This is a genomic window from Amycolatopsis sp. SB7-3, assembly GCF_041021335.1.
GTDB classification, from domain to species: Bacteria; Actinomycetota; Actinomycetes; order Mycobacteriales; family Pseudonocardiaceae; genus Amycolatopsis; species Amycolatopsis japonica.
Genome location: NZ_JBFPJQ010000001.1, coordinates 2,936,284 through 2,962,847, shown reverse-complemented (window position 1 = coordinate 2,962,847; position 26,564 = coordinate 2,936,284). Strand labels below are relative to the sequence as shown.

Genomic DNA, 26,564 nt, shown 5'->3' with positions numbered 1-26,564 from the left:
GCCATGCGTGTGCTGCTGACCGGGCACAAGGGTTACCTGGGCACGGTGATGGCCCCGGTGCTGGCCGCCGCCGGTCACGAGGTCGTCGGCCTCGACTCCGGTCTCTTCGAGGCCTGTGTGCTGGGCCCGCAACCCGAAGACCCCAAGGGCCACGAAGTCGACCTTCGCGACGTCACCGCCGAGCACGTGACCGGCGTGGACGCGGTGATCCACCTCGCGGCGCTGTCCAACGACCCGCTCGGTTCGCTGGCGCCGGAGCTGACCTACGACATCAATCACCACGCTTCGGTGAAGCTCGCGAAGCTGGCGAAGGACGCCGGAGTGAAGCGGTTCCTCTACGCGTCGACGTGCTCGGTGTACGGCGCTTCGGGCGGCGACGACCTGGTCGACGAGGACGCGCCGCTGCGCCCGGTGACGCCGTACGCCGAGTCGAAGGTGCGGGTGGAGGACGACCTGAACGAACTCGCCGACGACGATTTCACCCCGGTGTACATGCGCAACGCGACCGCGTTCGGCTTCTCGCCGCGGCTGCGGTCGGACATCGTGCTCAACAACCTCACCGCGCACGCCCACGTCTCTGGCGAGATCCTGGTGATGTCGGACGGGACGCCGTGGCGTCCGCTGGTGCACGCGAAGGACATCGCGCGGGCCTTTTCCGAAGTGTTGGCAGCGCCCAGGGCGGCCGTGCACGGCAAGGCGTTCAACATCGGCACCGAACGCAACAACGTGACCGTGGCCGAGATCGCGCAGCAGGTCGTCGAGGCCGCGCCCAGCGCGACGCTGCGGATCACCGGCGAGTCCGCGGGCGACCCGCGCTCGTACCGCGTCGACTTCTCCCGGTTCCGCGAGGCCATCCCCGGTTTCGAATGCGACTGGTCGGTCAAGGACGGCGCGCTGGAGCTGATCTACGCCTACCGCACGCACGGTCTGACCGCGCACGACTTCAAGAACCGCTTCACCCGGCTGGCCACGCTCAACTCGCGGACCGCCGCGGGCGAGATCGACGAGACCTTGCGGCGACGGTGATGACGGACAAGCCCCTGGACACGGGCGCCGACCTGCGAAAGCTGGTCGAGCGCCTGTATCCGCTCTGTCGCAGCATCACCGGCGACGGCGTCCGCGCCACGCTGGAGATCCTCGGCGAGTACATCCCGCTCGACGTCCACGAGGTGCCGACCGGGACCCAGGTGCTCGACTGGACCGTTCCGCGGGAATGGAACATCCGCGACGCCTACGTGAAGGATCCGTCCGGCCGGAAGGTCGTCGACTTCCAGGCGTCGAACCTGCACGTCGTCGGCTACAGCGTGCCCGTCGACGAGAAGATGCCGCTGGCGAAACTGCGCGAGCACCTCCACACCCTGCCGGACCGGCCTTCGTGGGTGCCGTACCGGACGAGCTACTACTCGCCGGCGTGGGGTTTCTGCCTGGCGCAGGACACGCTCGACGCGTTGCCGGACGGCGAGTACGAGGTCCGGATCGATTCCACTTTGGACGACGGGCACCTGACCTACGCCGAGCACGTGGTGCCCGGCGAGGTCACCGACGAGGTGCTGGTGTCCTGCCACACCTGCCATCCGTCGCTGGCGAACGACAACGTCGCCGGTATCGCGGTCGCCGCCGCTCTCGCCCAACGGCTGGCCGAGGGGAAACCGCACCACACGTACCGGTTCCTGTTCATGCCGGGCACGATCGGCGCGATCACCTGGCTCGCACGCAACACCGAACGGCTCGGCAAGGTCGAGGCCGGGATCGTGCTCGCCTGCGCGGGCGATCCGGGATCGTTGCACTACAAGCGAAGCCGCCGCGGGGACGCCGAGATCGACAAGGTGCTCGAATACGTCCTCGCCGGGAAGCCGCACGAAATCCTCGACTTCTCGCCGTACGGCTACGACGAGCGGCAGTTCTGCTCGCCGGGGTTCAACCTCGGTGTCGGCTCGCTGACCAGGACCCCGTACGCCGGCTATCCCGAGTACCACACGTCGGCGGACAACCTGGATTTCGTGTCCACCGAGGCGATGGAGGACACCCTCGCGACCTTGTGCGAGGCGTTCTCCGTGCTGGACCGGAACCGCCGCTACGTCAACCTGAGCCCCTACGGCGAGCCGCAGCTCGGCAAGCGCGGGCTCTACGACTCCCTCGGCGGCCGCAGTGACGCCAAAGCGGCCCAGATGGCGATGCTCTGGGTGCTCAACCTCTCGGACGGCGAGCACAGCCTGCTCGACGTCGCCCAGCGATCCGGTCTCCCCTTCGATTCCGTCGTCGCCGCCGCTCACGCGCTGCAGGGCGCCGGATTGCTGAAGGAGTGACGCGGGTGACGAGCGGGAAACATCGGGCGACACTGGCCTCCGGGGCCGTGCGGGCCATGGCGGGCAGGCTCAGCTGGGGCCTCGGCGACCAGGCGGTTTCGAGTCTGACCAATTTCGCGGTCGGGCTGTTCGTCGCGCGTTCCCTCGGCACCTTCGCCTTCGGCATGTTCAGCCTGGCGTGGGTGACCTACGGCGTGGTGCTCAACATCTCGCGCGGCATGGCCACCGACCCGATGATGGTGCGTTTCTCCGCGGTGCCGGAAGAATCCTGGCGCCGCGCCGTGTCGAGCGCGGCGGGGACGGCCATCGGGGTCGGCCTGGTGACCGGGCTGATCAGCGTGCTCGCCGGCTCCCTCGCGGTACAGCCGCTGGGCGGGGTGTTCATCGCGCTCGGCGCCGTGCTCCCCGGCCTGATGCTGCAGGACGCCTGGCGGTTCGCGCTGTTCGCGAAGGGCGACGGGAAGAAGGCGTTCGTCAACGACACGGTCTGGGGCGTGGCCCTGATCCCGGCGCTGGCGATCGCCTCGCATTTCGGCACCGTGGTCGCCTTCGTGCTCGCCTGGGGACTGGCGGGCGCGGTCGCGGCGGTCTACGGGCTGTTCCAGACCGGCATCGTGCCGAGGCTCTCGGAGATGAAGGGCTGGCTCAAGGACCAGCGCGACCTGAGCGTGCGCTACCTGATCGAGAACGTCAGCAACGCCGGCTCGTCCCAGCTGCGTGCCTACGGGCTCGGCGCGATCGCGGGGATCACCGCGGTCGGCGCGGTCCGCGGCGCCGAGCAGCTGCTCGGGCCGTTCCTCGCCCTCCTGATGGGGCTTTCGCTCACGACGGTGGCGGAGGGCGCCCGTGTCCTGCGGCACGCTCCGCACCGGCTGAAGCATTTCTGCGTGGTCCTCGGCGGCGGCCAGGCCGGGGCGGCCCTGCTGTGGGGGCTCGGCCTGTTGCTCCTGGTCCCCCACGACGTCGGCCGCTGGATCATGGGCTCGGTCTGGGACGCGGCGGAACCGCTGATCCTCCCGGTGACCCTGTCCGTCACCGCCGCGGGCTTCACCGCGGGCGCCGCCGCCGGGCTGCGGGCCCTCGGCGCCGCCAAACGCAGTCTCCGTGCCCAGCTGGTCGCGTCGGCGGGCTATGTGGTCTTCGGGATCTTCGGCGCCTACCTCGACGGCGCCGAAGGTGCCGCCTGGGGCTCGATGCTCTCGGTCTGGCTGGGCGCCGCGCTGTGGTGGTACCAGCTCCGTGTCGCGTATCGCGAGTACCGGCCGCCCGCGCCGGAACCGGCCGCGCTGCGCACGAACGACGAAGAGGTGGGAACGGTATGACCCAGGTTCCACGGCTCAGCATCGGTTTGCCCGTCTACAACGGCGAGGAGTTCCTGTCCGAATCACTCGACGCCCTGCTCGGCCAGAGCCATGAGGACTTCGAGCTGATCATCTCGGACAACGCTTCGACCGACGGCACCGAAGAGATCTGCCGCGACTACGCGAGCCGGGACCCCCGGATCCGGTACCTGCGGCTGCCGAAGAACGTCGGTGCCTCCCCGAACCACAACCGTGTCCTCGACGAGGCGCGCGGCGAACTGTTCAAATGGGCTTCCCATGACGACCTCTACGGCCGCGACCTGCTGAAACTGTGTATCGAGGCGCTCGACGAGCGGCCGGAGGTGATCGTCGCCCACAGCTGGCAGGCCATCATCGACGACCACGGCTCGGTGACCCACAAACTCGACTACCCGCTGGCCACGGACTCCCCGCACGCGCCGACACGGTTCCGCAGCCTGCTGTTCGAAACGGGCGGCGACGACTTCTACGGGGTGATGCGCACGAACGTGCTTCGCCGGGTCAAGCCGCTCGACAGCTATCACCACGCCGACCGCACCTACGTGGCCGAACTGAGCCTTCACGGTCCGTTCCACCAGGTCCCCGAGGTCCAGTACTTCCGCCGCGACCACCCCGGCCGCGCGGAACGGGCGAACCCCAGCATCCGCAAACGCTGTTCGAACCTCGATCCGCGGCGCGCCGACCCGGTGCGGAATCCGATGCCGCGGCTCATCGGCGAGTACGTCGGCGGCTTCGTCGGCGGTATCCGCCGGGCGCCGCTCTCCTCCGCGGACCGGCGCGAGTGTTACCGGCACCTCGCCTCCTGGCTCGCCGACCGCTCCCGCGGCCGCAACGAGGACCGGGCCGAGGACGGCGTCCCCGAACTCGAAATCGACCGGATGAACATCGACGCCGTCGTCCCTGGGCGGCAGAGGAGGACGTCGTGAGCTCTCGCCCCGGAGCGAGAACGCGAAGACACCCCAGAGTCGGCTTCTTCGGCCTTCTGGGGGCAGGGAACATCGGCAACGACGGATCACTCGAGGTCGTGCTCGCGTACGTGCGGGAACGACATCCGGACGCGGAGCTCAGCTGCCTCTGCTCCGGGCCGGAGCAGGTGGAGACACGCTACGGCGTCAAAGCGGAATCCCTGCTCTGGTACTACTCGCGCAACCGCGACGCGGGAGGGCTCCGCGCGGCGCTGCTGAAGGCCGTCGGCAAGGTCGCCGACACACTCAAGATCCTCTTCTGGACCCGGCGCTGCGACGTCGTGATCGTCCCCGGCGCCGGCGTCCTCGAAACCACGCTTCCCTTGCGCCCTTGGGGTTTCCCGTACGCGATGGCGTTGCTGGGGGTGTCGGGCAGGCTGTGGGGCACCAGGGTCGCGCTGCTGAACGTCGGGTCGAACGTCATCCGGCAGCGGACCACGCGGCGGCTGTACCGGATCGCCGCCCGCTCCGCGCATTACCGCTCCTTCCGCGACGAACTGTCCCGCGACGCCTGGGCCGAGATGGGGCTCGACACCGCGAAGGACGACGTCTATCCGGACCTGGCCTTCGCCCTGCCGATCCCCGCCGGACGGCCGTCGGACGTCGTCGGCGTCGGTGTCATGGAGTTCCACGGCGGCAACGACGACCGGCGCCACGGCGACGAGATCCATTCGTCCTATGTGGACGCGATGAAACGGTTCGTGCGCAGGCTGGTCGACGACGGGCGCGAGGTCCGGCTGCTCACCGGGGACGAGATCGACGATCCGGTGGTCGAGCGGATCTTCGCCGACCTGCGCGAACACCGGCCCGGCCTCGACCCGAACCGGGTGACCGCGGCGAAACTGCCCACGCTGGGCGATCTCCTCACCGAGATCGCCTCGCTCGGCGCCGTCGTCGGGACCCGCTACCACAACGTCCTGTGTTCGCTGAAACTCGCGAAACCGACGATCTCGATCAGTTATTCGCAGAAGATGGACAGCATCATGGCGAACATGGGGCTGGCGGAGTACTGCCAGTCCGCCCGCGCCGTCGACGTCGACCTGCTCGTCCGGCAACTCGCCGAACTCGAGGCCGAACCCGAAGAGTTCTGGCAGCGTCTGCGCGATCGCAGCGCCGCCAAGCGGAAACTGCTGGAAAAGCAGTACGACGTCCTCGACGAGATCCTGTTCCGCACGGCCAAGGAGGTCCGATGAAGGCCGAGCCGGTCCCCGAAATCGAAGGCGCCTACCTCTTCACGCCGACCCCGTTCGCCGACGAGCGCGGATTCTTCAGCCGCACCTTCGACAGCGAGGTCGTCGCGTCGGTGGGCATCGACCCGGGCGGCTTCGCCCAGGACAGCATTTCGCGTTCACGCAAGGGTGTCGTCCGGGGGATGCACCTGCGCGGCGGACGCGGCGAAGCCAAACTGGTCCGGTGCTCCTCCGGCGCGATCTTCGACGTCATCGTGGACCTGCGGCCGGACTCCCCCACCTTCCGGGCCGTGAAAGGGTTCGAACTCTCCGGGGAGACCCAGGTCTCCCTGTACATCCCGGCGGGTTGCGCGCACGGTTTCCAGGCGCTCACCGACCCGGCGGACATCTCCTACCGCATCGACCGGCCGCACGATCCGGCCGAGGACATCGCGATCTCGTACGCCGATCCCGAACTGGCCATCCCGTGGCCGCTCCCGATCAGCGCGGTGTCCGAACGTGACGCACACGCTCCTCCTCTAGCCGCCGCACTGACGACCACGAGGTGATCACGTGAACCGCCCCTTGCCGCGCTCCGACCAGGCGAACGAACGACTGCACCGGGCGATCCCCGGTGGCGCGCACACCTACGCCAAGGGCACCGACCAGTACCCCGACGACCTCTCACCGGTCATCGCGCGTGGCCTCGCCGGCCATGTGTGGGACGTCGACGGGAACGAATACATCGAATACGGCTCGGGACTTCGCGCGGTCAGTCTCGGCCACGCGCACCCGCGGGTCCTCGAGGCCGTCCGGACGGAGATCGCGAAAGGCGCCAACTTCGTCCGGCCGTCGATCATCGAAGCCGAAGCCGCGGAACGGTTCCTCGCCGCCGTGCCGACCGCCGAAATGGTCAAGTTCGCGAAGAACGGCTCCGACGCGACCACCGCCGCCGTCCGGCTGGCGCGGGCGGCGACCGGACGGCGGCTCGTGGCGATCTGCCGCGATCACGCGTTCTTCTCCACCGACGACTGGTTCATCGGCACGACGCCGATGCCCGCCGGTATCCCGGACGAGACCACCGCGCTGACGGTTTCCTTCCCCTACGGCGATCTCGCGGCCACCGAAGAGGTGTTGCGGACCGAGGAGGTCGCCTGTCTCGTCTTGGAAGCCGCGACGCAGCAGGAACCGCCGGTCGGGTATCTCGCCGGGCTGCGCGAGTTGTGCGACCGGTACGGCACCCTGCTGGTCTTCGACGAGATGATCACCGGGTTCCGCTGGTCGGCGTCCGGCGCCCAAGGTCTGTACGGAGTCACGCCGGATCTCTCGACGTTCGGCAAGGCGCTGGGCAACGGTTTCGGTGTCTCGGCGCTGGCGGGCAAACGGGAGTACATGGAACTGGGCGGTACGCGCGACCACCGCGAGCGTGTCTTCCTGCTTTCGACCACGCACGGCGCCGAAACGCATTGTCTGGCCGCTTCGATCGCCGTCTTCGACACCTACGCCGAAGAAGGAATCACCGCGCGCCTGCACGAACTGGGCGACCGGCTCGCCGCCGGAGTCCGCGAAGTCGCCGCGAGCGCCGAAGTCGGCGAGCACGTGCTCGTGCGCGGCAGGGCGAGCAACCTGGTGTTCGCGACGCTCGACGAAGCGCGTGAGCCGTCACAGGCGTATCGGACGCTGTTCATGCGGGAGCTGATCAGCGGCGGTGTGCTCGGACCGTCCTTCGTGGTCAGTGCCGGGCTGACCGAGGACGACATCGACAAGACGATCGACGTCGTCGCGCGGGCCTGCACCACCTACCGGAAGGCGCTGGAACTCGGTGACCCGGCGCAATGGACGGGCGGCAGGCCGGTGAAACCGGTGTTCCGCAAGTACTCCTGAGGACCACTCGTTCGTGTCCCTCCTCTGCGCTGCGTGGTGATTTACCTTGATTCGTATGACTTGGGCAAGAACGACGGCGTTCGCGCTGTCGGTGGTCTTGACGGCCGGCTCCTTCACCGCCGTGGCAGCGGCGGCCGAGGCGCCGGCCGTCTGCGCGTCCGGACCGGCGAGTTTCCCCAAACCGGAGGACGCCGTCATCGTCGAACCCGGCGAACATCTTTCGATCGAGACCGCGGCGCATCCGCCGGGGACGACGTTCTGGCTCGGCGCCGGCACGCACATCCTCGCCGACGACCCGTACAGCCAGGTGATCCCGAAGGACGGCAACGTCTACCTCGGCGCACCCGGCGCGGTGCTGGACGGCCGCGGCGTCAACCGGGCGGCGTTCACCCAGCAGGCGAAGGACGTCGTGATCCGCGGGCTGACCATCCGCGGCTTCGCCGCCCCGCAGGACCAGGGCGTGGTGAACCACGATTCCGGCGAGCACTGGGTGATCGAGGGCAACGTCATCGAGGACAACCGCGGCGCGGCGATGATGGCCGGGCCCCGGCAGCAGGTGCTCGGGAACTGCCTGCGGAACAACGGGCAGTACGGCATCAACGCCTACCGCGCGGGCAACGGCATCAGCGGGCTCGTCATCGAGGGCAACGAGATCGCCGGGAACAACACCGAGAACTGGGAGAAGAAGGTGCCCGGCTGCGGTTGCAGTGGCGGGGCGAAGTTCTGGGCGGTCGACGGCGCGGACATCCGGGGGAACTGGGTGCACCACAACCACGGCGCCGGGCTCTGGGCGGACACGAACAACAACGACTTCGTCATCGAAGACAACGTGATCGAGGACAACGAAGCCGAGGCGCTGTTCTACGAGATCAGCTACAACCTGATCATCCGCAGCAACACCTTCCGCCGCAACACCCTGGTGATGGGCCGCGATTTCGCCGCGCGGGGAAACAACTTCCCGGTCGCCGCGGTGTATCTGAGCGAATCCGGCGGCGAGCCGCGGCTCCCGGCGCGGACCGACATGATCGAGATCGCGGAGAACGAGTTCGAGGACAACTGGGGCGGGCTGACCCTGTGGGAGAACGCGGACCGGTTCTGCAACAGCCCGTCGAACACTTCGACCGGGACCTGCACCCGGGTCGTCTCCTCGCCGTCGGAATGCGCGCCCGAGTCGATCGCGCAGCCACCGGCGTACGACGATTGCCGCTGGAAGACGCAGCGGGTCAACGTCCACGACAACGTTTTCCGCAGCGCTCCCGACTGCACGGGGCTGTGCGGGCGGATGGCGGTGCTCGCGAATTACGGCACCTATCCGTCCTGGTCGCCGTACCGGGGCAACGTCGTGTCCGACGCGGTGACCTTCGGGCAGGACAACGAGTGGTTCTCGAACACCTACCTAGGGCATTGGTCGTTCGTGGCGCATGACGCGTCACGGTCCCTCGATGTGCCGGCTTGGCAGGCGGCTCCGTATCGGCAGGACCCTTGCAGCACCTTCGACGGCGCCGGCGGCTGCTGACGCTTCACGTGACTCGCGTGATCGGAGACCGATCACGCGAGTCACGTCTTTCCGGCGGTGGTCAGTCCTTCTGCAGGAAGAAGTACGCGTACCGTTCGTCCAGCTCGTTCTTCGGCACCAGCTGGATCGCCTTGGGCGTGAACCCGCACCGCTCCGCCAGCTGCCAGAAGGCGTCGACGCGGTAGGTCGTCATCGCCGCCAGCCCCGAACGGTACGAACGACGGCGCGACCGTGTCCGCCAGGTGCCGGGGTCGTACTTGATCTGGATCAGCGCGAGCCCGCCGGGGACGAGCAGTTCCCGCGCGATGCGGAGCAGGCGCTCGCCGTACTCCGGCGTCGGGATGAGCTCGAAAACGTAGAAGCTCACGTACACGTCGCACGGTTCCTTCACCACCGAGAGCGCGGCTTCGGGATTCGCGACGTCGATGTCGACGGCCTGGAACGGGGTGTCGCAGACGTTCGCGACCTGTTTCCCGCATTCGGCCAGTGTCTCGGCGGAGATGTCGACGCCGATGAATTCCTGGGCGCGCGGGGCGAAGTGGACGGCGTTCGCACCACCGCCGCAGCCCCATTCGATGACGCGGTTCCACGGCCGGTCGAACCCCGCCAGCCGGGCACCGCCTTCGAACATCTCCAGATGCCGTGCGCCGACTTCCGACCAGAGGTCGTTGCCGTCGAACGTGCCGGAATCACGCCAATGGGAATTGTCCTTCCATCTTTTTCCGTCCGGCGCGTTCCAATATCCCTGCGCATCGGCCGAGATGGCGGATTCCGATTGTTTGGCACCGACCGTGGCCAGCGCGCGCTGGCCGAGATCCTCCGCCCGTGCGGCGATCCGCTTGGCGGTATCGAGGAGAGACATGGGATGGCCTTCCTTTCGCTGCGCGGTTTTCGGGGAAATAGCGTTCACGGCGTTCGCCGGGCCGACACCCTGTCCGTGAGCGACGCGACCGCCGGGACCACCGCGAGTGCCACACCGAGGCCGCCCAGCGTGTCAGTCGGGTAGTGCGCGCCCATCGTTACCTGGGCCCAGCCCATCGCCGTTCCGGCGGCGAAGACCACGACGACCAGCAGCGCCGTGGCCGGGCCGCGCCGAAGACCGCCGAAGGCACCGAGCGCGGCGGTGAAGGCCAGCGCGGCGACGAACCCGGTGTGCCCGCTCGGATACGACAGGAATTCGCCGTGGATGTACCGGCCGGTGAGCGGTTTCAGCCCGCTCGTCAGGCCCACGGTGACCAAGACCGCCACCACACCGGTGACGGCGGTACGCGGCCGCCGCGAATACAGGCACAGCCCGGAGAACAGGATCAGCGTGACGGCCGCGCCGACGGGCTCGCCGACGAAATCGATCACGGTCGCGATGGTCCACCAGGGATCGCCGGACCAGGCGAGCGCGTCCACGAGTGTCGCGTCCGGTCCGGTCGGTGTCGAGGTGCCCGCGTAACCGAGTCCCAGTACCAGCGCGGTGAGCACGCCGATGACGGCGAGGACGAACGCGGCCGGGCGGAGCACCGGCGGCAGGGCCCGTGGTGCCGCCAGTACGCCCTCCTTCACTCCGCGGCCACCCGCTCGGCCGCCTCGATCGCGTCCTCGTAGCCGCCGATCAGCCGCTCCAGCCCCACCTCGGGGGTGAATTCCTGTTCGTAGACCAGCCTCGCGGCCTTGCCGAGTTCGCGGTTCCGTTCGACGTCTCCGACGATCTCCCGCAGCCGCCGCGCCAGCGATTCTTCGTCGCCGGGCTCGTGCAGCGCCCCGGTCACGCCGTCCTCGACGAGTTCGCGGAACGCGCCGTGCGCGGCGGCGAGGGTCGGGACACCGGCGGCCATCGCTTCGACGACCACCAGCCCGAACGTCTCCAGCCATTCCGACGGCGCCACCGCGACCGCGGCACGGGTGAGGAGTTCGGCGCATTCCGCCTTGGTGCGCAGTCCTTCGTAGCGGACGTCTTCACGGCCCTCGGCCCAGCGGGCGACCTCGTCCTGCATCGGCCCGGTGCCCGCGATCACCAGCGGCATACCGAGCCCGCCCGCCGCCGCGAGCCGGTCCCAGGCCGCCATGAGCAGGCCGACGCCCTTCTCCGCGGTGATCCGGCCGAGGAACAGCACATGTTCGCCGGTGCCCGTGCGCCTGATCCCGGGGTCGGTGACGAAGTTGTACTTCACCGCCAGCCGTCCGGCGGGCATGCCCGCGGCGATCAGGGTTTCGCGCTGCGCCCGTGAGATGCAGAAGAACCGGGAGACGCCGGACCACCAGCGACGCCGGTTGAGCAGCAGACTCGCCGCCATCGGCACGGTCGCGAGCGCCGAACCGCGGTAGCAGCCGTGCCGGACCGCGGGCGCCGGCGTCCGGCCGACGCAGTCCGTGCACACCCGCCCGTCGCGGTACAGCGTGCCGGGCGGGCAGATCAGCGTGTAGTTGTGCACCGTCGCGACGACGGGCACGCCGACGTCCGCGCACGCCGCCAGCACCGACGGCGACAGCAGCGGGAAGGTGTTGTGGACGTGGACGACGTCCGGCCGGTCTTCGGTCAGCCGCCGGACGAGGTCGGTGCGCACCGCCCGGTTCCACGGCACCTGGAGCGGGACGACGGCCTTACGCGGCAACGACATCGCGGAGATGTCGTCACTGCGCCGTTCGAAGAGGCCGACGTCGTGCCCGGCGGCCGCGAGCAGCGCGACCTCCTGGTCGACGACGTTGTTCTCCCCGCTCGGCTGTTCGGACCGGTAGCGGTTGTGGACCACGAGGACCTTCACGCAGGCTCCTTGGCCGGGATGAACTTCTTCTCGACGACGGGTTCGGACGGCACCCGCACCAGCAGCGACGCCGCCAGCGCCAGATGCAGCAGGTACGGCGACGCGTCACCGAGTCCCGCCTCGGTGTAGGACGCCGAAACGCAGTAGGTGATCAGGAAGATCGCGCACGCCCTGGCCAGCGAAGGCGGCCGCAGCGCGGCGACCACGATCAGCACGAGCATGAAGGCCGCGACGATCGCGATCCCGACGTAACCCTGTTCGTGGTAGACCGCGAGCCAGCTGTTGTCGATGGGCAGGCCGATGTAGGACTTGTTCGTCAGCCCGACACCGAAGATGTACTCGCCGATCGTGCGCGGGTCGGACAGCAGCGCGTCCCACACCTTCGCCCGGCCGGTGAGGCTGGAGAAGTTCTCTGAACTCTGGCCGCGCAGGAACCACGCCTGCAGCAGGGAACCGAGGACGACGGTGGAGACGGCGCCGATCAGCGCGGCCCCGGCGAACACCTTCCTGGCCCGCGCGCTGGACATCCAGAGCGACAGCAACGCGATCAGGACCCCGGCGATCAGCCCGAGCGTGGCGGTGCGGGTGTGGGTCAGCAGCAGGATGCCGATCGACGGGACGATGACGATCAACGCGTTCAGACGGTCGAGTTCGCCGCCGAGCCACAGCAGCAGCGTGAGCCCGATGACCACCGCCGAGTACTGCCCGACCTGCGGCGGGGTCAGCGGCCAAATCGTGCCGGTCAGCCGACCGCCGTACTCCTCCGCCAGCGCGATCCCCGGTGACGCCGCCAGCCCGGCGACGACCGTCACCAGCACCACCGAATAGGTCCGGATGTGCTGGCGGACGAGCCGGATCCCGCCGTCCCACCACCGCGTCAGCAGCCACAGCGTGCTGACGAACAGGCCGAACCGGAAGCAGCGGAACAGCGCGCCGAGGCCGACTTCGAGGTTCAGGCTCGCCAGAAGGCTCAGCACAACGAGGATGCTGAGCAGCAGCAGGTACGCGCTCGGCCGGATCCGGAGCCGGAGGTTCAGCGCCAGCGCGATACAGAACGCCAGGACGAGCGAACCCATGGTGACCAGCTGGATCACCGAACGCGGGATCGGGATGACCGTCGTCGCGCCGGTGGAGCCGAGGGTGTTCAGGATCAGCAGTGCCCAGACGAAGGCGACCGCCTTCGGCATGTCCGGCGACTGCGAGGGACGTTCGCCCCGGGGCAGATGCGGGAAACGGGTCCTCGGCCGCATGTCAGCCACCCCCTTGCCGGGTGTAGGTCGATCCGGCGTCCTGGTGGTACGGGCCGCCCTGCCATTCGCCGATGCTCAGGTTCCGGCTCGGTTCGAAGGCGATGAAGTTCCACGGGCCGACGTAGGTGTTGTCGTGCCATTTGTTGCCCTGGTCGAAGGTGATCGCCTGCTGCACGACCTCACCCTTGTACGGCGACCAATCCGGGTACGTGCCGAAGTTCGCGAGCACGGCCATCCGCGCACAGGTGTTCTCACAACCGGTCACGGCCGGGTCGAGGACGAACCGGTTGTGATGGATCTCGACGCGCTGGGTCTTCCAGCGGCAGTCGCCGAACAGCGCGCCCGACGCGATCGCGGGCCGGGCGCACGTCGTGTGGTCCGGCACCAGCCGCGTGCAGGCCCCGGACGAGGTGTTGGCGGGGCTGTTGCAGAACCGGTCCGAGTTCTCCCACAGCGTGATGCCGTTCCAGTTGTTCTCGAGGACGTTCCCGGCGATTTCGATCTTGTCGGTCCGCGCCTTCACCCTCGGCTCGCCGCCGGATTCGGAGATGTACACCGCCGCCACCGGGAAGCTGTCGCCGCGGTCGATGTAGGACTTGCCGTCCACCGCGTTGTTGCGGCGGACGGTGTTGCCGCGGATGACGGCGTTGTAGCCGGTCTCGTACATGATCCCGGTGCTGTCGTTGCCCTCGACGAGATTGCCCTCGATCAGGAAGTCGTTGTTGTTGGTGTCCGCCCAGAGCCCGACCCCGCGGTTGCCGTGCACCCAGTTGCCGCGGACGTCGGCGCCGTCGACGGCCCAGAACTTCACGCCGCCGGTGCAGCCGCAGCTTTCGACCTTCTTCTCCCAGTCGCCGGTGTTGTTGCCGGTGATCTCGTTGCCTTCGACGAGCAACCCGGTGATCCGGTTCTGCCCCTCGTAGGCGTTCATCCCGTACTGCCCGTTGTTCCGCAGGCAGTTGCCCCGCACCTGCTGCCGCGCGCCGGCCATCAGGCCCGCGCCGTCGTTGTCCTCCACCGTGTTGTGCTCGATGATCCAGCCGGGGGCGGAATCGTGGTTGACCACGCCCTCGTCGCGCGGGGCGAGGAAACCGCGCACGGTGAGGTACTGGATCTTGACGTCGGCGGCGCTGCCGGAGAAGGCGTACTGGTTGATCTTGCGACCGTCGAGGATCGCCTTCGGCGCGCCGACATAGACGTTCCCGGCCTTCGGCTGCACCTGGTCGAACCGGTCGTCACCGAGCCGGTGTGTTCCCGGCGCCAGCCAGAACGTCGTCCCCGGACCACTCGCCCTGGTCTTCGCCGCGAGATCGCCGGGGATCGCCGGATCGACCGTCACCGCTCCCGGCGGGGCCACCGACGGCCCCGGCGGCAGCTTGCCGCAGACCTGCGCCACCCCGCCGGACGGCGCCCGCGCCGGGTCCGGCGGTTTTCCCGCCTCGTCGGCGGGTTCGGCGGTGCAGGAGGCCAGCGCCGCCGCGGCCAGCAAGGCTGGCAGCACGACGCGGCGGAAGCGGTGCGGTCGAACCGTCACAACGGAGGTCCCTCGGGCTCGAAGGTGAGCAGTGTGGTCATCCCGGTCGAGGCGGTTCCGGTGCCGATCAGCGTCCACGCGGGCTCGCGTCGGCCGAATCCCGCCGAGTACCAGCCGAGCGGCGGGGTGGCCTCACCGCGGTGCGCGGACCATCTGAGCCGTGCCGGAAGCTCCATCGACGCGCCGCGCACCCGGCCGTCGACCGTCCAGGACAGCTTCGCCGTCGACCCGGTGAGCACGACCTCGACGGCCGGGCCGAAGTGGAACGCGAGACGGCACGGCTGTGCCTCGCCGCCGCGGACCTCGTCGAGGATCCTCAGCTCGGTGCCGTCCAGTTCCACCGAACGCCGGTGCACCGACGGCGCGTAGCCGTCGTGTTCCGCGCTCCAGCGCGACGGCGTCCCCGCCGCGATCACCGTGGTGACCGCGTGTTTCGTCCACAGGAACGGCCCGCCGGAGACGGACTGGTCGGTGCGGGAGAGTTCGAGCGTGTTGTGCCCGGCCGTGGACCGGAAGTACGACCGCCACTTCGGTTCGCCGTGGTAGCAGTACGTTCCCGGGTCGGCGAGGATGTCGACGCCGTCGTGCCGGACCTCCACCGAGAGCGCGTCCGCGTGCGCGTGGGCGGCGATGGACAGGAACCCGTGCGGCCCGCCGTCGCACCGGCACCAGATCCCGCCCTCGCGCAGGATGGTCATCCCGGCGTCGGCGAAGTCGTCCCGCCGTCGCGCCGGTCGCCGCGCGGCGACCTGGATGTCCTTGTCCAGCGCGGAGAACAGCTGGGTCCGGACGTCCCCGCCCGGCGTCTCCGGCCACCAGTCCAACCGTCCGAAAAGGACGGACCCGGTGTCGATCAGCGAGGCCCAGCGGCTGGTCTCGTCGCCGTCGACGATGAGGCCGAAGCCGTCGTCCGCGTCACCCTGCCGCGGCGGCCGCAGCTTGTTGTCCACAATGGAGGCCAGCGCGTCGGTCATCCGGAGCAGGACGAGCCAGGTCGACTCGGGCACCGTGACCCCGGCGGCCTTCGCCTCCAGCGCCCCGGCGAGCCCCAGCTCCAGGACGAGCCCGTGGTACTCGGTGGCGAGTTCCCGGTTGAGACCGGAGTCGAAGGTGTTGTGCCGCAACATCTTGTCCAGCGACGCGAGCGCCGAATCCCGCCACCGGCCGGATTCGGGGAACCAGGCGAACGCGCAGGCCGCGGCGAGCTGCCCCGCGTCCTCCGCGATCACGTGGTTGTTCGCCGACGAACCCCGGCTGGGGAACGCCGCCAGCCAGCGCTGGTGGTGCCAGATCTGGTTGAGCGCCACCGGGTTGTCCTCGAACAGCGCCGAAACCCGCGACCAGCCGTCGAGCAGCCGCCGGACCCACACCCACGACAGCAGCCGGATGCCGAGTTCGATCCCGCTGACCCAGTGCACCCCGCGCATCGGCGGGTTGGCCGCCCACCACGACGCGAGATGCGCGGCCACGCGTTCGGCGAACCGGTCGTCGCCGGTCAGGGCGTACGCGGCGGCCAGCACGGTGAGGTGCTGATGCCGCGACGGCTCCCAGATCTGCTTGATGTCGCCGACGGTCTCCTCGCTCCGGTACGGGATGTCGAAGGAGTACACATCGGACGGTGCGCGACGGCCGGTCTTCGGGTCGTACGACCAGTCCGGATCGACGAGGTCGTCGCGCTCGACGCCGAAGTATTCGGCGCGCCCGTCCATCAGCCGGTCGGCGGTGACGAGCAGATCCTTCACCGCTTCGCCCGAGACGGCGGCGAGGACGTCCTCACCGGGCACCGTCGCGAACCGGCGGTCCGGCAGCCAGGCCGCCTTCTCCCCCGCGACCCCGCGCCACTGGCGTTTGCGCACGACGTCGGTGACCCGGCCCGCGATCTCGGCGGGCCCCATCCTCGACAGTCTTCGCAGGTACCAGGACGGATCCATCAGCCCAGCCCCTCCTTGGCGTTGATCCGCACCGGTGCACCGGTTTCGAGGCTGCGGTTGACCGCGAGCGTGGCCAGCGTCGTCGAAACGAGCGACTCGACGGAAACCGGCATCGAGACGCCGGTCGTCAGCGCGTTGACGAACGCTTCGAGCTCGGCGGCCTGCCCCTTGTCCCGGCCCTTCGGGATACGGGAGCTCGCCCACTTCTTGCGGCCGAACACCGACGCGCGCGCGAAGTCGTCGAACTTCAGCACCTTGCCGTCGGCGGTGACGTCGATCGTCTCCTTGGGGAACGCCGGCGAACCGCTGGTGGTGTACGCGATCGACGCGGTCGAGCCGTCCGGGTAGCGCAGCAGGATCTGCAGGTCCTGGTGGCCGGGGGTCGCGGTGGCGTACACCGACACCGGGTCGGAGCCGAGCAGCCAGCTGACCGTGTCGATGAAGTGGCCGCCCTCGCCCGCGAACCGCGAACCCTCGCTGTCGGCCTGGTTGTACCAGCTGTTCGCGTCGAGCTGACCGGCATTGACCAGGTACCGCACGGAGGCCGGGCCGATCCGCGGTCCGAAGTGGAGCATCGACTCGTTCAGCAGCGGCGCGAACCGGCGGTTGAACCCGACCTGCAGCCGGTCGTTGCCGGATTCCTCGATCGCGCCGAGCACGATCTCCAGTTCCTTCTCCGACAGCGCCAGCGGCTTCTCCACGAAGACCGCCTTGCCCGCGAGCAGCGCGCGCCTGGTCAGCTCGGCGTGCGAGCTGTGCCTGGTCACGATGAACACGGCGTGGATCGAGTCGTCTTCGAGCATCGCGTCGACGTCGGTGGAGGCGCGGGCGAAGCCGAACTTGCGTTTGGCGTTCGCGCCCGAGAGCGCGGAGGTGGTGACGACTTCGAAGAGGTCGAGGTACTCCATCTCCACGAGATGCGGGAGAAGCATCGAGGACGCGTAGTTGCCGGCGCCGATGAAGCCGACCCGCAGAGTGTCGATCTTCGGCACCGCGCGGGTGGTCACCGGCGCCGGGAGCGCGACCTCGGTGACCTGCTCGGTGGCCGCGACGGCGCGCTTCTCGTACTCGAACAGCACCGCGACGGCCTTGAGCTCGCCCTCGTTCAGCTTCCGGTACGTCTCGACGGCGTCGGAGAATTCCGAGACGTGCGAGATCAGCGGCTCGACGTCGAGACGGCCACTGCCCATCAGGTCGACGACGCAGGCGAGGTTGCGGCGCTCGGTCCAGCGGACCTGGCCGATCGGGTAGTCGCGGCCCTCGAGTTCGTACTCCGGGTCGTACCGGCCGGGGCCGTACGAGCGGGAGAACCGGACGTCGAGTTCCTTTTCGTAGTAGGCGTTCCACGGCAGGTTCAGCGAGCATTTGCCGATGTCGATCACGCGGCCGCGGTCGCGGGCCAGCTTCGCGGCCAGCTCCACCGGCTCGTTCGTGCTGCCGCCCGCGGCGAGGTACACCTGGTCGACGCCGTGTCCGGAGCTGATCTCCGCGACCGCCGTGTCGACGACGCCGGACCCCGGGTCACCGCATTTCAGAGCGCCGAGCTGTTCGGCCAGCGCGCATCGCGACGGGTCCGGGTCGACGCCGACCACGCGGACCCCGGACGCGACCAGAAGCTGCACGACCAGCTGGCCGATCAGGCCGAGCCCGATGACCAGCGCGATGTCGCCGATCTGCGGTTCACCCTGCCGGACACCCTGCATCGCGATCGAGCCGACCGTGCCGAACGCGGCGTGCCGCGGGTCGACGCCGTCGGGCACCTTGGTGTAGAGGTTCTTGGGCACCCAGTTCAGTTCCGCGTGCAGCGCGTGCTCGTTCCCGGCGCACGCCACGTAGTCCCCGACGGCGACGTCGTCGATGCCCGCACCGACCTCCTCGACCACGCCGCACAGCGAGTACCCCAGCGGCGTGTACGAGTCAAGTTTGTTCATCGCCTTGCGATAGGTGGCACCCAGCCCGTTCGTGGCGACGCTCTGCATCACCTTCGCGACCTGATCCGGCCGGGCCTTCGCCTTGCCCACCAGCGAAAGACTCGCCTCGGACACCTTCATCATCTCGGTGCCGGTGGAGATCAGCGAATAGGCGGTGCGGACCAGCACACCCCCCGGTTTGCACGCGGGCACTTCGACGTCGAGGAGCGCCAGCTCCCCGCTCTTGTAGTTCTGCACTACCTGCTTCACGTCGCTCCTCAGCGATCAGGTGGTCCGGGCCGACACGGCGCCGCGATACCAGTACTCGAGGGTCAAGATGTGCCAGAGGTGCTTGGACCGGTCCTGCTGCCCGGACGCGTCTTCGTCCACGAGCTTCCGCAGGGCCTCACGACGGAGGAACCCGGCCTTCACCAATTCACCTTCGTTCGTCACCTCGCGCACCAGCGGCGCGAGGTCGCGGCTCATCCAAGCCCGCAGCGGTGCGCTGAACAGCCCCTTCGGCCGATGCACGATCTCGGCGGGGAGGATGGACAGCGCCGCTTCCTTGAGCGCCATCTTCCCTTGGCGCTTCACGATCTTCTTGTCCCCGGGGATCCGGAACGCGGCCTTCACGACCTCGATGTCGACGAACGGCGTCCGCACCTCGGTGGAGGCGGCCATACTGGACCGGTCGGTGTAGGCGAGGTTGAGCCCGGGCAGGAAGAGCCGCGAATCGGCGAGGCACATGCGGTTCACGAAATCCGACAACGTGTTGTCGTGATAGGTGTCCGCGTGTTCGGTGATCACGTCGTCGACGGCACCCGCGAGGTCCGGGTTCAGCAGACCGGCGAGTTCGGCCTGGTCGTACATCGTGTAACTGCGCCGGAACGCGGTCTCTTCGGGCAGCTCCGCGAACGAGAGGAACCGCTTGGCGAACCGGACCGACCGGAACCCGCGCTTCGAGGTCGCCACCGGCAGTCTGTCCACAAGGGACTCCACGGGCCGCCGCACGAGACCGGGAACCCGTTGGTACTGAACGGCGATCTTGTTCGCGAGATGCTTGCGGTATCCGGCGAACAGCTCGTCGGCGCCCATCCCCGAGAGCATCACCTTGACCCCGGCCTCGCGGGCGGCGGTGCAGATCAGGTAGCTGTTGATCGCCGCCGGATCGCCGATCGGCTCGTCGAGGTGATAGGTCATCCGGGGCAGCAGGTCGAGCACCTGCGGCGCGATCTCGATCTCGTGCAGGTCGACGCCGAACTTCGCGGCGACCTTCTTCGCGTACCTCAGGTCGTCCGGCATGGCCTCGAACTTCGCGTCCTCGGCCCGGAAGCCGATGGTGTACGCGGAGATCCCCGGCCGCTCGCGCGCGGCGAGCGCGGTCAGGTAGCTGGAGTCGAGCCCGCCGGAAAGGAACGTCGCGACCGGCACGTCGGCGATCAGGTGTTTGCGCGTGGAGTCTTCGATGACGGCGTTGAGGTCGAATTCGCCTTCATAGGCGGCGCCCTCTTCGGCGACCTGGCGCAGGGACCAGAAGGTACCGCGTTCGACGTCGCCGTTCGGCCGGAACCGCGCCCAGCTGCCCGGCGGCAGCTTCTCGGCCTCGCGGAACGCGCAGCGGCCGTCCGGGACCCAGTAGTAGAGCAGGGAAGCGACGAGCGCGGTGTCGTCGATGGTCAGCGAGCCGCCCAGCTCGGCGGCCAGCGCCTTCAGCTCGGACGCGAACGCGACCCCCTTGCCGCGGCGCACCAGGAAGAGCGGTTTGATGCCCAGCTGATCGCGGACCAGCACCAGCTCACCGGAACGTTCGTCGAAGACACCGAACGCGAACATGCCGCGGAGCCGGTGCAAACCCTCGGTGCCCCATTTCCGCCAGGCTTCCAGCAGGACCTCGGTGTCGGACGTGCCCCGGAAGCGCACGCCGGCGGCTTCGAGTTCCTTCCGCAGTTCCGGCGCGTTGTACAGCTCGCCGTTGTAGGTGAGCGCGAGCCCGTCCTTGACCATCGGCTGCGCGCCGGTCTCGGTCAGGTCCACGATCGACAGACGCCGGTGTCCTAAATGGACTTCTCCGTGGTCGTACCGCCCGGAACCGTCGGGGCCCCGGTGGGCGAGTGTCTTCGTGAGCCGATCGGTGAGCGGTCCCCCGTCCGGCCAGAAGTAGGCCCCTGCGATGCCGCACATCTGCTTTTACTCCCCCTACAAGGCTTCGGCATTATCCGGTGACACAGGCGAGAATCGTTTGGTCGGCTGATCGGCGTTGTCGAGCTCTTCCGGCCGCTTGTACGGTGTCGGCGGACGACGACGGACGGGCTTCTTGTCCTTCGCCGGTTCGAGTACGCGGTCGACCGGCTTCGCGGGCTCGGGCGGCGCCACCGCGAGCCGCCGCACGGTGGGCTCGTCGTCCGGGAACATCTCGACCGGTTTCGACTGCGGGGCACGGTCGAACCTCGGCCGGGGGCGGCGGACGGGCGGCGGCTCGGGTGCCTTCACCGGTTCCGGTTCCGGTGACGCGACCGGCTCCGGTCCGGCCAGAGCGGCCCGCGTCTCGGCGCCCCGGCCGCGCAACGCCGTGTGCAGGCCGTCCCACAGGGTTCCGTCGGTGTGGTCACGCGGATCCGGGTCCACCACGACGATCCCGATGATCGGGATCCGCCGTTCGGCCAGCTGACGCGCGACGGTGTGCAGCCACTCGGTGTTCGCCCGCCCGGCGCGCACGACGAGGATCGTTTCCGCACCCAGGTGTTCGAGGTCCGTCCAGGCCGTCCCCGGCTCGATCGACCCGACACCGACACGGCACTCACCGGGCGCCTTCGGCTCATCGCGGCCCAGCACGCGGACCTTGCCTTCGCCGGCGAGAGCGCGCAGATCCGCCTTCGGCAGCTCGTCGACGAGCGTGACCGGCCCCTTCTCCGCGAGCCCGTTGGCGATGTCGACGGCCAACGCTGCCGTCGTGGCGCGGGCGCCGAGGTCGAGCAGCGACACCGTCCCGTTCTCGCCGATCGTGCGGAGCAACGTCGCCGCGACCCGCTCGCGTTCCGCCACCGCACGGGACTTCCGCCACCAGCGCCGCGGTTTCGGCAGCTGGGCGAGCACCGAAGCGCCGAGATGCCACGACAGTTCGCGCCGCAGCACCGGCCGGTCCTTCACCACACTGCTGATGGCGGCCAGCACGAGCCCCAGCAGCAGGCCGAGTACCGCACCGATCCCGGCGGCGGCACCGGTGGACTTGAGGAACGACTTCGGCACGATCCTCGGCGCGTCCACGATCTGCGTCCCCGCGCCCACCTTCGGCGTGCCGATCCCCGCTTCCTGCGCGCGGCCGTCGTAGTCGGAGATCTTGGAGGTCAGCTCCGCGCGGCGGGAGTACATCCGCTCCAGCTGGGCCGGATTGGGATTCCTCTTCGCCTCTTCGGTGACTATGTCGTTCTGGACGGTGGCGAGTTCCGTCTGCGCCTGGTTGCGCTGATCGATCAGGGCCTTCTGCTCGGCGGCGGCGGCCGCCTGGTTGCGCGCGACGTACTCGGTGATGAACGCGTCCGACAACGCCTGCGCGCGGGCGACCGCCTCGGCGTTGTCCTTGCCCTTGACCGTCACCTGGAGGACGTTGTTCGTGACGCCGAGCCCGGTGTAGTCCTTGAGGAACTCTTCCGCGGTCTGGGTGCTGTTCAGTTTCTTGAGCGCTTCGCCCGCGATCTTCGTCGTCTGCAGCACGGCGACGTCGGTTTCCATCAGCGTGCCGCTGTCACTGGGCGAATCGTCGGCGTGGATGACGAGGATCTTCGCCACCGCCGTCGGCGGGGACGGCAGGAGCAACGCCACGAGCGCGCCCGCGATCAGCCCGAACAGCGCGGTGGCCAGCCACAGGCGACGACGTCGCCGGACCGAGACCACGAGCCGCTGGAGATCGATGAGCGGCTCGGATTTCTCTTTTTCGGCGGTCGTCACGGGGTACCTGCCAGTGCTTCTCGATCTGTTTCGGCCTTCTTCTCGGCCTTCGAGGCCCGGGTGGGCCGGACGGGGCGGACCAGGGCCGCCCCCACCACGGCCAAACCCGCGTCGGCGCACGCCTCGGCGAAACCGACCAGTTCCCACGCGGTGCGGGTGCCGACACCGAGCACGACCAGGACGCCTTCGGCGGAGGTGTCCTCCACCACCGGCCGTCCGGGAGCCACTTCGACCACGGTGAACCAGCGGTCGGAGAGCGCGGCGATCCGGTCGGCCGCGGTCCGCGCGGCGTGGTCGCCGCCCGCCACCAGCACCAGCAACCGGCGCTGGGGCAACCGGGCGACGAGACGGCGGAAGTGGACCTCGCCGTCGATCTCCTCGGGGGTGACGTCCACGCGCCGGATGTTCCACGGCCGGTCGTCGCCGAGCAGTTTCGCCCGCAGGCTCCGCCCGGCTTCGGGAACCGCCTCCTCGGCGACGTCCACGGTGGCCAATACAGGGCCGCCGAGCGCCGCGCCGACCTCCTCCTCGTCCCGCAGCCGCCGGTCGGTGCGGGCGGCGAAGAGGTGACCGAGCAGGCCGAACACGAAGAACAGGAGCGCGCCGCCGAGCGCGAGCTGCGGCAACGTCGGCGCCGCCGCCGAAGTCGGCCGTTCGGCCGCGCCCATCACGACCATGCTGCCGAGACCGCCGCTCGTGGTGTCGGTGGCGTTGAGCGTGGACATCGCCTGCTCGATCGACGAACGCAACGCGGCCAGCTCGGTGCGCAACTGGACGGTCTCCACCGACGTCGTCCCGTCGGAGACCTTCTCCGTCAGCTCGGAGATCCGCTGGTTCGCCTGCGCGACCTGCTGGCGCAAGGTCTCGCGGCGTTCCTGCGCCACCTTGACCGCGGCGTCCCCGGTGCTGGCGAGGACCTGCGTCGAGTACTTCACGAATTCCTGGGCGACCTGGTCCGCGACCTGCTGCGCGTGCTCGGCGGAGTCGTCCGTCGCGGCGATGGTGATGACGTTGCCCTGCGCGACCGTGGTGGTCACGCGGTCGCGCAGATCGGCGCCGCTGCCGCGGCCGAGGACGGCGGCGGCCCGGTCGAGTACGACCGAACTGGTCGCGACCTCGGCCTGGGTGAGCAGTTCGCTCGCCTCGCGCGGGCCCTGGAGCAGGACGTTGGAGGTGGTCCGGTATCCGGGGGAAAGGATCATCGACGATCCCGCGCCGACCAGTGCGCCGAGGAGGGCGAGGACCACCAGGGTCCGCCACCTCCCGCGCAGGACCTGCCCGATCATGGACAGGCGCACCGTGTCGTCAGTCAAAGCCGGGATCTCCGTCCGGTGCGTGTGGGTGTGGCATGAATCCCGTCGGAGCGACCGCGATGTTGGTTACAGGTTTGCCCGAGTCTTGTTCAAAACGCGATCGGGAAGTCGATCAGCGGACCGCGGCCGCATAGGCCGCGAGCAGGGCTTTCTGGGAGTTCTCCCACGAGAGCGGACCGGCGACCCGTGCCCGCCCCAGCTCACCCATCTCCGCCCGCTGCTCCGGCGAATCGAGCAGATGCGCGATCAGTTTCGCGAACTCCGGCTCGTCGTTCGCCGGCGCGTACAGCGCGGCTTCCCCGGCCGAAACGCGGGCCTCCCGCAGTTCGAAGGAGACGATCGGACGGCTCATCGCCATGTACTCCATGATCTTGTTCATGGTCGACACGTCGTTGAGCGGGTTCAGCGGGTCCGGCGAAAGGCAGACGTCGGCCGAGGACAGGTAGCGCAGCAGGTCCTCGTCGGAGATCCGGCCCGTGAACTCGACCTGATCGTCGAGCTTCAGTTCCTTGGACAACGCCACCATGGCGTCGAAGGCGTCACCGGAACCGATGAACACGGCGTGCCAGTCGTCGCGACCGACCTCGTCACGCAGCGAAGCGAGCGCGCGCAACGCGTAGTCGACGCCGTCCTGCGGGCCCATCACACCGAGGTACGCCAGCAGATGCGGCTTGCCCTTCTTGAGTTCGGGCTCGGCGGGCACCATGTGGAACCGCTCGACCACGGGCGCGCTGCGCACGACGAAGACGTCGTCCGGCGACTTGCCGCCGCGTTTCACGGCGACGTCCTTGTAGCTCTCGTTGGTCGCGATGACGACGTCGGCCGTCTTGTAGGTGCGGCGTTCCAGCGCGCACACCGCGCGGTACAGGAAGTCCTCGCCGCGGTCGAAACGCGAGAGGTACAGCTCGGGACAGAGGTCGTGCTGGTCGAAGACGAACTTCGCGCCTTGGCGCTTGAGGTACAGCGCGACCAGGAACAGCAGATCCGGCGGGTTGCAGGCGTGCACCACGTCGACCCGGCCGACCTTGCGGGCGAGCCGGAGCGTGTGCCACAGCGCGGATCCGTACTCCTGGACGTATCCGGCCGGACCACCGGTGGCGGCCTTCAGCGGGTACCGCAGGATGTGGACGCCGTCGATGGTGACCTCGGCTTCGGTGTCCCGTTTCGTCCCTTGTGGACAGATGACGTGGACTTCCCAGCCGGCGTCGCGAAGGGTCTGGCACTCCTGCCAGACACGGCGATCGAAGGGGACGGAAAGGTTCTCGACGAGGATGAGAGCTTTACCAGGCAAGACCGACATATCCCTCTTCAGCCCGGCGCTCGGCGGCGTCGGGTACGCGGACGAGATCGATGATGGTGTGGCCGCCACCGGCCGGGAGCGCCGCGAGGACCTCCGGATCGGAGGAGCCGATGAGGCAGACCTCGGCGTGGTCGACGACCTCGTCGATGGAGCCGGCCAGCAGCTGGCCGAGATGCGGCAGCCTGCCCTCGATGTACTCGCGGTTCGCGCCCATCAGCCGCGAAAGGCTGACGTTGGCGTCGTAGATGCGGAGGTCGTAACCCTTGCCGAGCAGCCGCTCCGCGAGCTCGACGAGCGGGCTCTCGCGGAGGTCGTCGGTGCCGGGTTTGAACGACAGGCCGAACAGGCCGATCTTGCGTTTCCCGGTGCGCGCGACCAGATCGAAGGCGCGCTGGAGGTGTTCGTCGTTGGAGGGCAGCACGTGCGAGAGGATCGGGACGGCGACGTCCGCGCGGTGCGCGGCGTAGACCAGGCCGCGCAGATCCTTGGGGAGGCACGAGCCGCCGAAGGCGAACCCGGGGCGGAGGTAGGCGGGGCTGATGTTGAGCTTGCGGTCGGCGAGGAAGACGTCGATCACCTGATGCGAGTCGAGCCCCAGCGCGCGGCAGATGGCGCCGAGCTCGTTCGCGAAGCCGATCTTGAGCCCGTGGAAGGAGTTGTCGGCGTACTTCGTCATCTCGGCGACCGGGATCGCGACGCGGAAGACCTCGCCGGGAAGCCCTTCGTACAGCGCCGCGACGACGTCGCCGCTGGCCGGGTCGAGCTCGCCGATGACGGTTTTGGGCGGATCGAAGAAGTCCTTGACGCTGCTCCCCTCGCGCAGGAACTCGGGGTTCACCGCGACCCCGAAGTCCACGCCGGCGGTGCGGCCGGACGACTTCTCGAGGATGGGGACGAGCAGATCCAGGCAGGTGCCGGGGAGCATGGTGCTGCGGAAGACGACCGTGTGGCGCTCGGTCTTGTTTCGGAGCGCTTCGCCGATTTCCTCGGCGACGCGCTCCAGGAACGCCGTCGACAGGCTGCCGTTCGGCGCGGACGGGGTACCGACACAGATCAGGGAGACTTCGCTGTCCGCGATCGCCTGTCTGACGTCGGTGGTCGCTCTCAGCTTGCCCTCGGCGACCACTTGCGCGGTCAGTTCCCCGATCCGCTCCTCGACCACCGGCGCCTTGCCGCTGGAGACGAGTTCGATCTTCACCGGGTTCACGTCGACCCCGACGACCTCGTGCCCGCGTCCGGCCAGGCACGCCGCCGACACGCAACCGACGTAACCGAGCCCGAAGACACTGATCTTCATGACGAATTCCTCCAGCCGCGTTCCGCTGCCCGTTGGTCGGCGGTGGGACCGGGTTCGTTACCGGTGTCCGTCGTTCGCCTGCTTTTGGCGGAATGCCTGTGCGGCAAGGGAATCACTCATCGTCCGAGAGGCGCGAAACGCTACAGGGCGC

The 26,564-nt window shown here is 69.0% G+C and carries 20 protein-coding genes; 8 read left to right on the top strand and 12 right to left on the bottom strand.

The window, feature by feature from the left end:
- Positions 1-3 precede the first annotated feature (3 nt).
- The 8 genes from AB8M46_RS14600 to AB8M46_RS14565 are packed head-to-tail and all read left to right on the top strand — an operon-like array spanning position 4 to position 9,180.
- Positions 4-1,026: an NAD-dependent epimerase/dehydratase family protein gene (locus tag AB8M46_RS14600; RefSeq protein ID WP_394360491.1), complete on the top strand. Its 1,023-nt coding sequence runs from the start codon at positions 4-6 to the stop codon at positions 1,024-1,026.
- The gene (locus AB8M46_RS14595; protein WP_394360490.1) at positions 1,026-2,306 is read left to right on the top strand and encodes a DUF4910 domain-containing protein; all 1,281 of its coding nucleotides are present in this window, start codon (positions 1,026-1,028) and stop codon (positions 2,304-2,306) included. Before AB8M46_RS14600 ends, AB8M46_RS14595 begins: the two co-directional genes overlap by 1 nt.
- 56 nt (positions 2,307-2,362) lie before the next feature.
- On the top strand, positions 2,363-3,628 hold the full coding sequence (locus AB8M46_RS14590) for a hypothetical protein (protein WP_081975736.1): 1,266 nt from the start codon (positions 2,363-2,365) through the stop codon (positions 3,626-3,628).
- Positions 3,625-4,572, top strand: a complete 948-nt coding sequence (locus AB8M46_RS14585) for a glycosyltransferase family 2 protein (protein WP_394360489.1) — start codon at positions 3,625-3,627, stop codon at positions 4,570-4,572. Before AB8M46_RS14590 ends, AB8M46_RS14585 begins: the two co-directional genes overlap by 4 nt.
- Positions 4,569-5,804 carry a polysaccharide pyruvyl transferase family protein gene (locus AB8M46_RS14580; RefSeq protein WP_052120230.1) on the top strand — a complete coding sequence of 412 codons (1,236 nt, stop codon included), beginning with the start codon at positions 4,569-4,571 and terminating at the stop codon, positions 5,802-5,804. Before AB8M46_RS14585 ends, AB8M46_RS14580 begins: the two co-directional genes overlap by 4 nt.
- On the top strand, positions 5,801-6,349 hold the full coding sequence (locus AB8M46_RS14575) for a dTDP-4-dehydrorhamnose 3,5-epimerase family protein (RefSeq protein WP_037332834.1): 549 nt from the start codon (positions 5,801-5,803) through the stop codon (positions 6,347-6,349). The genes AB8M46_RS14580 and AB8M46_RS14575 overlap by 4 nt, the downstream gene beginning before the upstream one ends.
- Positions 6,350-6,353: 4 nt before the next feature.
- A complete protein-coding gene (locus AB8M46_RS14570) occupies positions 6,354-7,664 on the top strand; it encodes a glutamate-1-semialdehyde 2,1-aminomutase (RefSeq protein ID WP_394360488.1) in 1,311 nt (436 codons plus the stop codon).
- A 55-nt stretch (positions 7,665-7,719) separates the two neighbouring features.
- A complete protein-coding gene (locus AB8M46_RS14565) occupies positions 7,720-9,180 on the top strand; it encodes a right-handed parallel beta-helix repeat-containing protein (RefSeq protein WP_394360487.1) in 1,461 nt (486 codons plus the stop codon).
- 61 nt (positions 9,181-9,241) lie between these two features.
- Here the strand turns inward: AB8M46_RS14565 and AB8M46_RS14560 are convergent, their stop codons facing one another.
- The 12 genes from AB8M46_RS14560 to AB8M46_RS14505 form a co-directional block, all read right to left on the bottom strand.
- Positions 9,242-10,042 carry a class I SAM-dependent methyltransferase gene (locus AB8M46_RS14560; RefSeq protein WP_394360486.1) on the bottom strand — a complete coding sequence of 267 codons (801 nt, stop codon included), beginning with the start codon at positions 10,040-10,042 and terminating at the stop codon, positions 9,242-9,244.
- A 44-nt stretch (positions 10,043-10,086) separates the two neighbouring features.
- On the bottom strand, positions 10,087-10,734 hold the full coding sequence (locus AB8M46_RS14555; RefSeq protein WP_394360485.1) for a phosphatase PAP2 family protein: 648 nt from the start codon (positions 10,732-10,734) through the stop codon (positions 10,087-10,089).
- On the bottom strand, positions 10,731-11,933 hold the full coding sequence (locus tag AB8M46_RS14550) for a glycosyltransferase family 4 protein (RefSeq protein ID WP_394360484.1): 1,203 nt from the start codon (positions 11,931-11,933) through the stop codon (positions 10,731-10,733). The genes AB8M46_RS14555 and AB8M46_RS14550 overlap by 4 nt, the downstream gene beginning before the upstream one ends.
- Entirely contained in the window at positions 11,930-13,120 is a 1,191-nt protein-coding gene (locus AB8M46_RS14545) for an O-antigen ligase (protein WP_037332850.1), read from the bottom strand. Before AB8M46_RS14545 ends, AB8M46_RS14550 begins: the two co-directional genes overlap by 4 nt.
- A gap of 64 nt (positions 13,121-13,184) precedes the next feature.
- The gene (locus tag AB8M46_RS14540) at positions 13,185-14,717 is read right to left on the bottom strand and encodes a right-handed parallel beta-helix repeat-containing protein (protein WP_394360483.1); all 1,533 of its coding nucleotides are present in this window, start codon (positions 14,715-14,717) and stop codon (positions 13,185-13,187) included.
- Complete coding sequence (locus AB8M46_RS14535) at positions 14,714-16,648, bottom strand: alginate lyase family protein (RefSeq protein ID WP_394360482.1); 1,935 nt, start codon at positions 16,646-16,648, stop codon at positions 14,714-14,716. Before AB8M46_RS14535 ends, AB8M46_RS14540 begins: the two co-directional genes overlap by 4 nt.
- Positions 16,648-18,828 (bottom strand): bi-domain-containing oxidoreductase, encoded by a 2,181-nt coding sequence (locus tag AB8M46_RS14530; RefSeq protein WP_394360481.1) that lies wholly within the window; start codon positions 18,826-18,828, stop codon positions 16,648-16,650. Before AB8M46_RS14530 ends, AB8M46_RS14535 begins: the two co-directional genes overlap by 1 nt.
- Before the next feature lie 15 nt (positions 18,829-18,843).
- Positions 18,844-20,739: an asparagine synthase (glutamine-hydrolyzing) gene (gene asnB, locus AB8M46_RS14525; RefSeq protein ID WP_125732048.1), complete on the bottom strand. Its 1,896-nt coding sequence runs from the start codon at positions 20,737-20,739 to the stop codon at positions 18,844-18,846.
- A 15-nt stretch (positions 20,740-20,754) separates the two neighbouring features.
- Positions 20,755-22,503: a Wzz/FepE/Etk N-terminal domain-containing protein gene (locus tag AB8M46_RS14520; RefSeq protein WP_394360480.1), complete on the bottom strand. Its 1,749-nt coding sequence runs from the start codon at positions 22,501-22,503 to the stop codon at positions 20,755-20,757.
- Positions 22,500-23,789, bottom strand: coding sequence for an exopolysaccharide biosynthesis protein (locus tag AB8M46_RS14515; protein ID WP_378427050.1), 1,290 nt, complete (start codon positions 23,787-23,789; stop codon positions 22,500-22,502). Before AB8M46_RS14515 ends, AB8M46_RS14520 begins: the two co-directional genes overlap by 4 nt.
- Positions 23,790-23,928: 139 nt before the next feature.
- The gene (locus AB8M46_RS14510; protein WP_394360479.1) at positions 23,929-25,116 is read right to left on the bottom strand and encodes a glycosyltransferase family 4 protein; all 1,188 of its coding nucleotides are present in this window, start codon (positions 25,114-25,116) and stop codon (positions 23,929-23,931) included.
- Positions 25,097-26,413 (bottom strand): nucleotide sugar dehydrogenase, encoded by a 1,317-nt coding sequence (locus tag AB8M46_RS14505; protein ID WP_037332866.1) that lies wholly within the window; start codon positions 26,411-26,413, stop codon positions 25,097-25,099. Before AB8M46_RS14505 ends, AB8M46_RS14510 begins: the two co-directional genes overlap by 20 nt.
- Between the last annotated feature and the right edge of the window lie 151 nt (positions 26,414-26,564).